Below are 12,667 nucleotides of genomic sequence, written 5' to 3' on the forward strand. Positions count from 1 at the left end.
TGCGCAGGCATAAAAAAGCCCGTGTCGCCATAGGCTCACGGGCTGATAATACTTTAAGGAGATTAACCCTTTTGACGCTTCATTGAGTCAAAGAACTCATCGTTAGTTTTGGTCATCGATAAACGACTGATCAAAAACTCCATCGCATCAATCTCAGACATTTCATGCACAATTTTGCGCAATATCCACATCTTCTGCAGTTCGTCTTGCGTAGTTAACAACTCTTCTCGACGTGTACCGCTGCGATTAAAATCAATAGCTGGGAATACGCGCTTTTCAGCAATCTTACGGTTAAGATGAAGTTCCATGTTACCGGTGCCTTTAAACTCTTCGTAAATAACTTCGTCCATTTTAGAGCCGGTATCAATAAGCGCAGTTGCAATAATGGTTAAGCTACCGCCCTCTTCAACGTTACGTGCCGCACCGAAAAAGCGCTTAGGTTTGTGCAAGGCGTTTGCGTCTACACCGCCGGTAAGTACTTTACCCGATGACGGAATAACCGTGTTATATGCGCGAGCCAAGCGGGTGATAGAATCGAGCAAAATTACCACGTCTTTTTTGTGTTCAACTAAACGCTTGGCCTTTTCAATCACCATTTCAGCCACTTGCACGTGGCGGCTAGCAGGCTCGTCGAAGGTTGAAGCGATAACCTCACCTTGCACCAAACGCTGCATCTCTGTTACTTCTTCTGGACGCTCATCAATGAGCAATACCATAAGCTCGCAATTAGGATGGTTAGCCGCGATAGACTGAGCAATATTTTGCAGTAACAGTGTTTTACCTGCTTTTGGCGGCGCAACAATCAAACCACGTTGGCCACAACCCACAGGCGATGCTAAATCTAACACACGAGCGGTAATATCTTCGGTACTGCCGTTTCCGCGCTCCATGCGCAAGCGATCGTTAGCATGCAGTGGGGTTAGATTTTCGAATAAGATTTTGTTGCGAGAATTTTCAGGACGGTCAAAGTTGACCTGACTAATTTTTAGTAGGGCGAAATAACGTTCGCTGTCTTTTGGCGGACGAATTTTACCTGAAATGCTGTCGCCTGTTCGTAGGTTAAAGCGCCTAATTTGGCTCGGCGAAACGTAAATGTCGTCGGGGCCGGCAAGGTAGGATGAGTCGCTTGAACGTAAAAACCCAAAGCCGTCTTGTAGGATTTCAAGCACGCCGTCGCCGAAGATATCTTCGCCGCCTTTAGCATGTGCTTTTAGGATTGAAAATATAATGTCTTGTTTGCGAGCACGCGCCAGATTTTCCAAGCCCATATTTTCAGCTAGGGCAACAAGTTCGCTAATGGGTTTTTCTTTTAATTCGGTTAAATTCATGTTGGAGGGTCTTTGAGTTTATGTAAGGCAAACGAAATATATTCAGCTTGTAAGATAAATTAATTTGATTGACGTTTAGTAATCGAAATCGACGGTTGGACCGTTTCAGTTTGCGTGCTTGGTGCAAACTACAGATAAATGTTATGAAATGCCCTAGGGCGAAGCGATTACACTTGGTGAGTGTGCTAAAGGTAGCACCTTAATTCGTTATCGTCCAGTTTTACCGCAGATTTAATAAAATTTGCGATAAAAGTCAGTTTGGGTGCGAGTCACGGTCAAACTGACTTTTGTCAAAGCTATGCACAGCGCGGGTTTGGCATGAACATAAGGCAAACAAAATGCAGGCATAGCGCAAATGCTTAGATGTTGTCGTTCAAAAATTCGGTAAGTTGCGTCTTCGAGAGCGCACCAACTTTTGTTGCGGCAACCGCGCCATTCTTAAACAATAACAAGGTTGGAATGCCGCGAATACCGAATTTAGGCGGTGTTTCACTATTTTCATCGACATTCAGCTTACCAACTGTTACCTTGCCATCGAATTCGGTCGCGATTTCCTCTAAAATAGGAGCGATCATCTTACAGGGGCCGCACCATTCTGCCCAAAAATCAACTAAAACAGGACCAGATGCATTGATCACATCGGCTTCGAATTTGTCGTCACTTAACGCGATAATTTTGTCGCTCATTCTTTTCTCCAGGTTAGGAACTTGTCTGAGATGTTCAGATTTACCTAATAGTGTTATATAGAACCGGTTTTCAATGCAAGCAATGATAAGCTATAAGCTATGCCAACTACACATTTAACCAATACGTTATTTTCGTCGCTTCCGATCCACCCCTTAGTACTCAAGGCGTTGGAAGAAGCCAATCTAAATCAATGTACGCCCATACAAGACATGAGTTTGCCGCTTTTACTTTCACACAAAGATGTTGCAGGGCAAGCGCAAACCGGCACGGGTAAAACCATAGCCTTTTTGGTCGCGACATTTCATTATTTATTAAGCAAGCCTAAAGAGGTTACCAAAAATGGGCCTCGCGCTATTATAATGGCGCCAACTCGTGAACTTGCTGTCCAGATTTACAATGATGCAAAGCTGTTGAGTAAACACACTGAATTATCAGTTGGAGTAGTATATGGGGGCGAAGGTTATGAAAGTCAACGTGACACCTTAAACGCCGGCGTAGATATACTAATAGGCACTTGCGGACGCATCATTGATTATTATAAGCAAGACGTGTTCAGCCTCGAAAACATTCAAGTAGCGGTGCTCGACGAAGCCGACAGAATGTTTGATTTAGGTTTTATTAAAGACATTCGTTTCTTGTTCAAACGCATGCCACAGCCCAGCGAGCGCCTTAATATGCTGTTTTCAGCTACGCTCAGCTACCGTGTTCAAGAGCTTGCTTATGAGCACATGAACAACCCTATCAGCGTTGAAAGCACCCCCGACACAAAAACCAATAACCGCATTAGTGAAGAGTTGTTTTATCCGTCAAACGAAGACAAACCTGTATTGCTGCTTACGCTGATGGAAGAAGAATGGCCCGACAAGGCAATTGTATTTGCAAATACCAAAAACGATTGCGAATGGGTTGCAGGCTGGTTAGAAAACGACGGGCACCGAGTAGGTTTACTAAGCGGTGACGTGCAGCAGAAAAAACGCCTGAGTATTTTAGAAGATTTTACTAACGGTAAACTCGATATTTTAGTGGCAACCGACGTAGCCGCACGCGGCCTGCACATCGATAAGGTCACCCACGTATTCAATTATGACCTGCCCGACGACGCTGAAGACTACGTACATCGAATCGGACGCACCGGACGCGCTGGCGAACTGGGCAAAGCCATTAGTTTTGCTTGCGAAAAATACGCACAAAACCTAACGGCGATTGAGCTTTATATTGGTCATGATGTGCCGGTAACCGACTACAATCCGCTGTTTTTACTAGACGATGTAAAACCACCGCGCATGAAACCACGCAATACGCGCGGCAGACCGGGTGGCTCTAGAGGCGGTGCACGCAATACCAAAGGTCCGCGTAAAGACAGCAATCGTCGTCGTGGCCCAAGAAAGCCTCAGGCATAAAAAAGCTAAACATTGGCATCGAGTGAGCGAGCAGCGAATATGGGCGAATTTCAATCTTCTGCAACCCAAGACGAGTATTACGCGGCAGTTGATTTAGGTTCAAACAGTTTTCACATGGTAATTGTGCGCGTGCTTGCAGGCAGCGTGCAAATTGTGAGCAAAAATAAGCAAAAGGTTCGCCTCGCTGCTGGCTTAGACAAGCGCAATACCTTAAGCGATGAAAGCATTGAGCGCGGACTAGACTGTTTGCGTAATTTTGCCGAAAAGCTGCAAGACATCCCTCCCAAAAATATAAAAATTGTGGCCACCGCCACACTTCGCTTGGCCAAAAATGCTCAAGACTTCATTACTGCCGGTGAGAACATACTCAATCATAAAATAAGCATCATTAGCGGCGAAGAAGAGGCCAAGCAAATTTATTTAGGCGTGGCTTACACCTCGGCTAACCAAGGTAACTCTTTAGTTATTGATATTGGCGGCGCAAGCACAGAGGTCATTGTTGGCCGAGATTTACAGCCGGTCTATTTAAGTAGCCTAAACATGGGCTGCGTTACATATATGGAACGTTTTTTTACGGGCGGAAGCATTACCGAAGAAGGCTTTGAACAAGCCATCGCGCAAGCAAGCGAAGAAATAAACCAGCATGAAGACACCTTTTTGTGCTTTGACTGGGAGCAATGCTTAGGCGCTTCTGGCACACCGCAAGCGGTTACCGGCATTTTAGTTAAACAAGGTATAAATGACGCCATCCGCCTACCCTACCTGCATGAGCTAAAACAACTGTGCATTGCAGCAGGGCACATCGACACCCTTGAAATAGATGGGCTAGTGCCCGCCCGACAGGCGATATTTCCAAGCGGTTTAGCGATTTTGATAGCGCTTTTTGAACGTTTACAGATAAACAATATGCAAATATCTGGCGGCGCGCTTCGCGAAGGCATTTTATACGGCATGCTCGAAAACTATCAAAAGAGCGACCGCCGTCAACAGGGCATTAACCAGCTTGTTTCACGCTTTCATATCGACCCCCATCACAGCCGGCGCTGCCGAAAAATAGCGGTTAGTCTATGTCGGCAAATGTGCAAGCAAACCGATTTTTGCGACTTTGACACCGAAGTCATAACAGGTGCGGCCGCAGCACTGCATGAATTAGGCCTGCATATTGGATTTAAGTCTTATCATGAGCACGGCGCTTACATATTGTCGCACGTAGAGCTTACCGGATTTACTACGCTGCAGCGCATGATGATAATGCATCTGGTTAATATGCATCGCCAAGAAATTGATTTAAGCATTCTTAAAAACTACAAGAGCGCAATGAGGCAGATGTTGATTAACGCCATGCGCATTTTGCGAATTAGCGTTATTTTAGTGAATCGGCGTAAAGATGAAGCCATTCCTGAGGTATCTTTGCTGGTCAAAGACAATAACGAGTGGCATTTGCAATTTACGCAAGATATGAAAGTTGCCCATCCGCTGATCAGAACCGAGTTAGTGCACGAGTGCTGGCTTCAACACAAAGCCGGCTGGCAACTCATTTTAGATTAGTCAGACAATAGCTTAAACGAGCGATACCACGCATACAGGGCGATTGCCCCTAATATCACGCTGTAATAATGATGCTGACCTAGCAAATGAGCGGCGAGTGCGCCAATGCTGAGCGCAATCGCTAAATGGCCCGTGATACGCGCTTTCTGAATCCGAGCGGCCTGCTGCAGAGCCTGCTGATGTTGCTTTTCAAGCTGACGCGGCAGCTGCTTCATGTGCCTGAGGCCGTCATAAATTAAATCAGGCATTTCAGGGAGTTTTTCACTCCAAAACGGAAGATTCTCTTTTATGTGGTTGAACATTGCCTTAGGGCCAATTTGTTCTTTCATCCAATTTTCTAGGAAGGGTTTGGCGGTTTTCCACAAGTCGAGCTGTGGATAAAGCTGACGCCCCAAACCTTCAATGTAGAGCAAGGTTTTTTGCAGCAGCACCAATTGTGGCTGCACTTCCATATCAAATCGACGTGCAGTATTGAACAACTGCATCAACACATTTCCAAATGAAATGTCGGCCAAAGGCTTTTGAAAAATCGGCTCACACACCGTGCGAATGCCCATCTCAAAGTCGTCGATGTTGATGTCGGCGGGCACCCAGCCAGAATCCACATGAAGCTGGGCAACTTTGCGGTAATCTCGATTAAAAAACGCAATAAAATTTTCGGCTAAATAACGCTTATCGTCTTTATTTAGGGTGCCAACAATGCCGTAGTCGATACCAATAAATTTGGGGTTTTCAGGATGCTCGCGCGACACAAAAATATTCCCCGGATGCATATCAGCATGAAAGAAGCTATCGCGAAACACCTGCGTAAAAAATACCTCAACGCCACGTTCAGCCAAAACTTTAAGATTGGTGCCTTGCGCGATAAGTGCATCAATATCTGACACGGGAATACCGTAAATACGCTCCAATACAATGACCTGCTTGGTGCAGTGCTCGCTGTAAAAATGCGGCACATAAAGCGCATCAGAGCCTTCAAAGCTACGTTTAATTTGAATGCCGTTTGCCGCTTCTCTCAGCAGGTCGAGCTCATCTAAAATTGTGCGTCGATATTCTTTGACCACGTCAACCGGACGCAAGCGCTTACCGTCGGGTAGCCAGCGCTGGACCACGCGAGCAACCGAAGACAGTAAATCTACATCTGCCTCAATGGTCTGCTTAATGCCAGGGCGCAGCACTTTGATCACCACTTCTTCATGATTTTCTTTTAACTTAGCCGTATGCACTTGAGCCACCGACGCAGACGCAAGCGGCACCGGGTCAAAATCGTCAAACAGTTCGTCTAAACTATCTAAACCTAAGGATTCTTTAATAATGGATTGGGCTGCCTCAGAATCGAAGGGCGGTACTTTATCTTGCAGTACCATGAGTTCGTTGGCCAAATCGTGCGGAAGTAAGTCGCGGCGAGTTGACAGCATTTGACCAAACTTTATGTAAACCGGCCCGAGGGTTTCAAGGGCAAGACGCAAACGCCGACCTTTTGTTTCGCCTTTGTGCTGATTAGGCAACCAGAATATGCAGCGGCGCATCATCCGAAAATACCAAGGCCTAAAGCGTTTGGGGATGAGCTCGTCAAGACCATGCTGTAGCAATACGCTGCCTATGCGATAAATACGGCCAATTTTCATTTATCTTCCTTTGCGCTAACAAGCAAATTGATGCGGGCTTCGAGTCGTTCGGTGTCTGTATTTAAGCGCCGTACCTCGTCTACAAAATTCGCTACCATGACGGGGCGCACGGCAATGGGTTTTTCTTCTAAAGCGGCATCAGATACCATTTGCATAAACGCAGAAAACTGTTTTTGAGCATGCGCTTGAAAGGCTTTTGCCTGCGACACAAAAGTGTACGCTCCCGCGTCTCCCAAATACGTCGACAAACTCTCTTCAATATCAAACTCAATGCCTGCAAACAGCTGACTGAATTTTTGCACTATGGCTAAGTCGCCGTAAAAATCGAGCTTATTTTGTCGAATCAGCTTGGTAAGCTGACTGGTATGTTTGAGTTCAGGCAGCGCAAATAATGATACCGACACAAAGCACTCGTTGTCAGGCAATTCTTGTAGGGCTTGCTCGCTTGGCTTTTCGAGGTTAAGCACATCCACGCGCGAGTCTGAAAATTGAAAGCCAAGGGTAAGTTCGAGCTCTTGCAAATGCAAAACGCAGCGCTTACCGGCAAGTGGTGCCACTAACTCAAAGCCATTTACCGATATACCAAGGGCTTGGTTAATACCTAGCTCAATCGCGCTGCTAAGAGCCTGAGTCATCGGTATAGGCATACTAAAACTTGAATCCGCGGTGCAGGGCAACAATGCCGCCTGTTAAATTATGATAACTAGTTTGTTCAAAGCCTACCTCTTGCATCATGCCCTCAAGAGTATCTTGGTCGGGGTGCATACGAATAGACTCTGCCAAATAACGATAGCTCTCGGCGTCGTTTGCTACCAGTTGCCCCATGCGCGGCAATACATGAAAAGAGTAGGCGTCGTACACTTTACTCAATGCCTGTGAGCTCGGTTTTGAAAACTCTAATACCAATAAACGCCCGCCGGGTTTTAGCACTCTATACATACTCGCAAGCGCTGCCGATTTATCGGTAACGTTACGCAAGCCAAAGGCAATGGTGATTAAATCAAAGTGATTATCGTCAAATGGCAAGCACTCTGCGTTTGCCTGCACATAATCAACATTGCCAATAATGCCCATATTGGTGAGCTTGTCTTTACCCACTTTGAGCATTGAGTGGTTTATATCGGCTAATACGACTTGGCCTTTTGGGCCCACAATGCGGCTAAATTTTGCGGCTAAGTCGCCTGTACCGCCGGCTAAATCGAGCACACGCTGGCCAGATTTAACGCCACTGCAGTCAATAGTGTAGCGTTTCCACAAGCGGTGCACTCCCATCGACATAAGGTCGTTCATTATGTCGTATTTTGCGGCCACCGAATGAAAAACATCGGCCACCATCGACACCTTTTCGTCTTTTTTGACCTGCTTAAAGCCAAAGTCGGTGGTATCGCTTGTTGCGCTGGTGGGTTGCGCTTGTTTTTCAGCGTTTGCAGGGGCGCTTGATGTATCGGTGCTCATAGGAAATAACTCATTGATTTGATGCTGTTAAGTGTAGCGTAAAAGCCTTGTTGATTGTAGTTTTTGCAAACCTAGAATTATCAGCTGTAAATCAGCGCTGTCGATTGCTCCTAAGGCCCTGCTAGTTTATGCTTTGGCGGTCTAATTTAAATAACCTCAGCTGAGGTTAAATCGTCTTCTAAGAGGTCAACATGTTGAACAACCGAAGTATTTTGCTCGCGTTTTTACTAACAGTTTTGTGCTTAGTATCTCATCACGCTTTAGCGGCAAACCGTGCTATCGAAGCTGAGTCGCTCGTTGTCACTGAGCATAAAACTGAGATTAACGGCAAGCGCTTAAATTACACAGCCACTACCGGCACACAGCCGGTATGGAATGATAAAGGCGAGGCCACCGCCACGCTTTTTTACACCTACTATCAGCGCACCGATGTAAAAGATAAAAGTACTCGTCCGCTGATAATGTCATTTAACGGTGGTCCGGGCTCTGCCTCGGTTTGGATGCATGTAGCCTATACCGGGCCACGCATTTTGAATATTGACGACGAGGGATATCCGGTGCAGCCGTATGGCGTGCAAACTAACCCCTACTCCATTTTAGACGTTGCCGACATTGTGTTTGTTAATCCGGTAAACACAGCCTACAGCAGAGTATTGCCTAACAGTGCAGGCGAAATGCCCTCTAAAGATCAACAAAAAGAGATGTTTTTTGGCGTAAACGCCGACATCAAATATTTGGCCGAATGGCTAAACACTTTTGTGACGCGCAATGAGCGCTGGACCTCGCCCAAATATCTTATTGGCGAGAGCTACGGCACAAATCGCGTATCGGGATTGGCCCTTGAACTGCAAAACAGGCAGTGGATGTACTTAAACGGCGTGGTGTTGGTATCGCCCACCGAAATTGGCATTGAGCGCGAGGGGCCTGTTGAGGCAGCCAACCGCTTGCCATACTTTGCAGCCACCGCTTGGCATCACAACAAACTCGCACCCGATTTACAAAGCAAAGACCTGTATGAGGTACTAGAAGAAGTTGAGGCCTACACTATTGGCACCTACATTCCGGCACTTGCTAAGGGTGGTTTTATTAGCGAAGCCGAAAAGGCAGAGGTTGTTGCAGCTGTGTCGCGCTACTCTGGCCTGAGTGAAGAGGCGGTTAGCAGCAGTAATTTAGATATTAGCAATAACTTTTTTTGGAAAGAGCTACTGCGCGATGAAGGGAAAACCCTCGGCCGGCTCGATAGCCGCTACTTGGGTATAGATAAAAAACGCACCGGCGACCGCCCCGACTATTGGGCAGAACTTACCTCTTGGCTGCACTCTTTTACGCCCGCCATTAATCACTACATTAGAACGGAGCTTAACTATAAGACCGATATCAAATACAACATGTTTGGTCCTGTGCGCCCGTGGGATAGAAGCGACGACAACACCGGCGAAAATTTGCGATTGGCGATGGCGCAAAATCCGTATTTAAACGTATTAATTCAGTCGGGTTATTACGACGGCGCCACTAACTATTTTGACGCAAAATACACCATGTGGCAGCTCGACCCAAGCGGCCAAATGAAAGACCGCTTAAGCTTTAAAGGCTACAGAAGCGGACACATGATGTACCTGCGCCGAGACGATTTAGAGGCCTCTAATCAAGACTTACGCGAGTTTATACTAGGCACTATTCCCGCTGAAAATGAGCCTGCGCAGTACGCTAGATAACCGTGATATAGAAGGAAAGGCCTGCATGGAAAAGCCCTCAATAGAAAAATTTGCCCGCATTTATGAGCGGGCAGCTAAACGCAAGGGCGGTAAAGCCGCCCTTGAGAGCATTATTGCTAAACCCAAAAGTCGCAAAGAACTTGCACAAATTGACGACAGCAGAGTGCTCGCTGAAATGACAAAAAAGATATTTCAGTCGGGCTTTGTGTGGCGAGTTGTTAGGCAAAAATGGCCAAATTTTGAAGAGGTTTTTTGGCAATTTGATATTGATAAAATACTCATGATGCCCGACGAAATGATGGAACAAAAAGCCACTAATCCTGCGATTATTCGTAATTTGAATAAAGTGCGCACTATTCGCGACAACGCCATGATGCTTAAAGACATCAGCAACGAGCACGGCAGCGTGGGAAAATGGTTAGCAGACTGGCCAGAAGACGATACCGTGGGCCTCTGGGGCTACCTAAAAACGCACGGCGCGCGCCTAGGCGGTAATACCGGTCCGTATTCGCTCAGGGCGATTGGTAAAGACACCTATATGCTGTCGCGCGATATTGAGGGCTACTTTCGTGCGCACAAAATTATAGACGGCGGCCTCGGCTCAAAACGCAGTCAACTGGCCATCCAAAATACCTTTAACCAGTGGCGCAAAGAATCTGGCCGCAGCCTGCAAGAAATTTCAATGACCGTTGCCTATTCGTGCGGCGACAACAGCATTACAGTTGAGTAGGCTCGCTATTTAAGCGGCCTGCTCGTCTGCGTTGATGCCGCTGTGACGCAGCAGAGCATCAATATTTGGCTCTCGCCCTCTAAAGGCTACAAATAAGTCCATGGGCTCCTGAGAGCCGCCTTTTTCCAAGATATTTTCTAAGAAACTGCGACCGGTTTGCGGATTGAATATTCCCTCTTCTTCAAATCGAGAGAAAGCGTCAGAAGACAATACCTCGGCCCATTTATAGCTGTAGTAGCCAGCAGCGTAGCCGCCCGCAAAAATATGGCCAAAGCTGTTTTGAAAGCGATTAAACGCAGGCGGTGTAATTACCGACACCTTGCTTCTAACGTCATCAAGCACGGCCTGCACATTTGCACTGCTACCCGGCAGCTGATGCAGGGTAAAATCAAACAAGCTGAACTCAAGCTGCCTGAGCATTTGCATAGCCGATTGGAAATTTTTAGCCGCCAAAAGCTTGTCGAGCAAATCGCTTGGAAGTGGCTCCCCGCTCTCATAATGTCCTGAGATAAAAGCAAGGGCTTCTGGCTCCCAGCACCAGTTTTCTAAAAACTGGCTGGGCAGTTCAACTGCATCCCACGCTACGCCATTAATCCCCGATACGCCGCCAACGGTAACTTTAGTTAACATGTGGTGAATGCCATGACCAAACTCATGGAACAAGGTCACCACCTCGTCGTGCGTAAATAGTGCGGGCGTATCGCCCACCGGGCCATTAAAATTACAGGTTAAATAGGCAACTGGCGTTTGAATCTCACCGGCTGCGTTTGCACGTTTTACGCGGCACTCATCCATCCATGCCCCGCCCCGTTTTTTAGCCCGGGCGTACAGGTCGAGATAAAAGCTACCGCGCAGCTTACCGCCACCGGCGTTTGCCTTAGCGGAGTCACCAGCATCGCGGATTTCAAAAAATCGTACGTCTTTATGCCATGTGTCTACACCTTTTACCTCAATAATTTCGAGAGAATACAAGCGCGAGACCACTTCAAACAGGCCGGCAATGACCTTGTCTTCCGGAAAATAAGGACGTAGCTCTTCGTCAGACACCGCGTATTTTTGCTGTTTGAGTTTTTCCGAATAGTAGGCGTAATCCCACGGATTGAGTGAATCAACGCCGTGCGTACTTTTTGCAAACTCTCTAACCTCTGCCACGTCAGCAAGGGCTTGGGGCTTTGAGCGGGTCGCTAAATCATCTAAAAAGCCAATTACCTGTTCGCTCGACTCAGCCATTTTGGTGGCCAGCGAGTAGTCAGAATAACTCTCAAAGCCTAGCAGTTGCGCCATTTCATACCGCAAAGCCAAGGTTTGTTTAATAATGTCGGTGTTATCAAATCTAGCGTCTGGGGTGTCTAGCTCTGAGGCACGCGTACTGTAGGCACGGTACATCTCTTCACGAAGGGCGGCATCGTCAGCGTAGGTGATCACAGGCAAGTAGCTTGGAATATCGAGGGTGAATAAATAGCCGTCGAGTTCTTTTTGCTGGGCTGCTTGCGCGGCGGCTGCTTTAGCCGATTCAGGCAAACCCGCTAATGCGCTCTCATCTTTTATATGTTTGCTGTAGTTAAGCGTCGCGTCCATCACATTATTTGAAAATTGCGACGACAAATCTGAGAGCTCACTTCGAATTTGCGCAAAGCGTTTTTTCTTATCAGCTTCAAGCGCCACTCCCGACAGAGTAAAATCGCGTACGGCGTTGTCTACCACTTTCTTTTGCGGACCGCTCAGCGACTCATATTCGCTTGAACCTTGCAAGGCCTGATATAGCGCGCATAACTTTTCGTGCTGACCTAAATAGGTTGAATAGTCTGACAGCAGTGGCAAGCATGCGTCGTGCGCTTCGCGCAGTTCATCTGAACTCACAACCGAGTTCATATGACCAATCGGCGACCACAACTGACTGAGGGCGTCATCGGCTTGCTCTAAACGTTCGACTAAATTTGCGTAGCTTACTTCGCCGCTGGCAACAGCCGCTTCTACTTCGGCCTTACAGTGCTCAATTGCGTCTTTAATATTGGACACTATATTCGCTGTTTGAATTTTTGAAAACTGTGGAAGCGCGGGTAAATCAACAAGGGCTTGGCTTGCTGGAATGCTGTTGATCATAAAAAATCACCATCGGTTAAAGTAAATATATACACACGGCTAGAAGTGGGGGATGATCATAAAAACTCAAGCC

10 protein-coding genes are annotated in these 12,667 nt (G+C 46.9%); 4 read left to right on the top strand and 6 right to left on the bottom strand.

Going from position 1 to position 12,667, the window contains the following annotated elements:
* Positions 1-62: 62 nt before the first annotated feature.
* Positions 63-1,328, bottom strand: coding sequence for a transcription termination factor Rho (rho, locus tag ACFO4O_RS11515; protein WP_382408647.1), 1,266 nt, complete (start codon positions 1,326-1,328; stop codon positions 63-65).
* A gap of 359 nt (positions 1,329-1,687) precedes the next feature.
* Complete coding sequence (gene trxA / locus ACFO4O_RS11520; protein ID WP_382408649.1) at positions 1,688-2,014, bottom strand: thioredoxin TrxA; 327 nt, start codon at positions 2,012-2,014, stop codon at positions 1,688-1,690.
* A 99-nt stretch (positions 2,015-2,113) separates the two neighbouring features.
* Between trxA and rhlB the strand changes: the two genes are divergently transcribed.
* Positions 2,114-3,415 carry an ATP-dependent RNA helicase RhlB gene (rhlB, locus tag ACFO4O_RS11525; protein ID WP_382408651.1) on the top strand — a complete coding sequence of 434 codons (1,302 nt, stop codon included), beginning with the start codon at positions 2,114-2,116 and terminating at the stop codon, positions 3,413-3,415.
* 39 nt (positions 3,416-3,454) lie between these two features.
* Positions 3,455-4,963, top strand: a complete 1,509-nt coding sequence (locus tag ACFO4O_RS11530) for a Ppx/GppA phosphatase family protein (protein WP_382408653.1) — start codon at positions 3,455-3,457, stop codon at positions 4,961-4,963.
* Here the strand turns inward: ACFO4O_RS11530 and ubiB are convergent.
* Genes ubiB through ubiE form a run of 3 tightly spaced genes read right to left on the bottom strand, consistent with a single transcriptional unit; the run spans position 4,960 to position 8,046 of the window.
* Positions 4,960-6,591, bottom strand: coding sequence for a ubiquinone biosynthesis regulatory protein kinase UbiB (gene ubiB, locus ACFO4O_RS11535; RefSeq protein ID WP_382408655.1), 1,632 nt, complete (start codon positions 6,589-6,591; stop codon positions 4,960-4,962). The genes ACFO4O_RS11530 and ubiB overlap by 4 nt on opposite strands.
* Entirely contained in the window at positions 6,588-7,226 is a 639-nt protein-coding gene (locus ACFO4O_RS11540) for a ubiquinone biosynthesis accessory factor UbiJ (RefSeq protein WP_382408657.1), read from the bottom strand. The genes ubiB and ACFO4O_RS11540 overlap by 4 nt, the downstream gene beginning before the upstream one ends.
* A 13-nt stretch (positions 7,227-7,239) precedes the next feature.
* Entirely contained in the window at positions 7,240-8,046 is an 807-nt protein-coding gene (gene ubiE, locus ACFO4O_RS11545) for a bifunctional demethylmenaquinone methyltransferase/2-methoxy-6-polyprenyl-1,4-benzoquinol methylase UbiE (protein WP_382408659.1), read from the bottom strand.
* Positions 8,047-8,237: 191 nt separating this feature from the next.
* On the opposite strand from ubiE, the gene ACFO4O_RS11550 reads away from it, so the two are divergent.
* Positions 8,238-9,761 carry a S10 family peptidase gene (locus tag ACFO4O_RS11550; protein ID WP_382408661.1) on the top strand — a complete coding sequence of 508 codons (1,524 nt, stop codon included), beginning with the start codon at positions 8,238-8,240 and terminating at the stop codon, positions 9,759-9,761.
* 40 nt (positions 9,762-9,801) lie between these two features.
* Positions 9,802-10,491, top strand: a complete 690-nt coding sequence (locus tag ACFO4O_RS11555) for a DNA-3-methyladenine glycosylase I (RefSeq protein WP_382409578.1) — start codon at positions 9,802-9,804, stop codon at positions 10,489-10,491.
* 9 nt (positions 10,492-10,500) lie between these two features.
* On the opposite strand, the gene prlC is transcribed toward ACFO4O_RS11555, so the two are convergent.
* Complete coding sequence (gene prlC, locus ACFO4O_RS11560) at positions 10,501-12,594, bottom strand: oligopeptidase A (RefSeq protein ID WP_382408663.1); 2,094 nt, start codon at positions 12,592-12,594, stop codon at positions 10,501-10,503.
* Positions 12,595-12,667: the final 73 nt, after the last annotated feature.

Origin of the sequence: Glaciecola siphonariae (assembly GCF_042652645.1) — a bacterium.
Taxonomy (GTDB): domain Bacteria; phylum Pseudomonadota; class Gammaproteobacteria; order Enterobacterales; family Alteromonadaceae; genus Glaciecola; species Glaciecola siphonariae.

Coding starts and splice junctions, on each gene's coding strand:
- trxA (WP_382408649.1), bottom strand. CDS start 2,014: ATGAGCGACAAAATTATCGCGTTAAGTGACGACAAATTCGAAGCCGAT.
- rhlB (WP_382408651.1), top strand. CDS start 2,114: ATGCCAACTACACATTTAACCAATACGTTATTTTCGTCGCTTCCGATC.
- ubiB (WP_382408655.1), bottom strand. CDS start 6,591: ATGAAAATTGGCCGTATTTATCGCATAGGCAGCGTATTGCTACAGCAT.
- rho (WP_382408647.1), bottom strand. CDS start 1,328: ATGAATTTAACCGAATTAAAAGAAAAACCCATTAGCGAACTTGTTGCC.
- ACFO4O_RS11540 (WP_382408657.1), bottom strand. CDS start 7,226: ATGACTCAGGCTCTTAGCAGCGCGATTGAGCTAGGTATTAACCAAGCC.
- prlC (WP_382408663.1), bottom strand. CDS start 12,594: ATGATCAACAGCATTCCAGCAAGCCAAGCCCTTGTTGATTTACCCGCG.
- ubiE (WP_382408659.1), bottom strand. CDS start 8,046: ATGAGCACCGATACATCAAGCGCCCCTGCAAACGCTGAAAAACAAGCG.
- ACFO4O_RS11530 (WP_382408653.1), top strand. CDS start 3,455: ATGGGCGAATTTCAATCTTCTGCAACCCAAGACGAGTATTACGCGGCA.
- ACFO4O_RS11550 (WP_382408661.1), top strand. CDS start 8,238: ATGTTGAACAACCGAAGTATTTTGCTCGCGTTTTTACTAACAGTTTTG.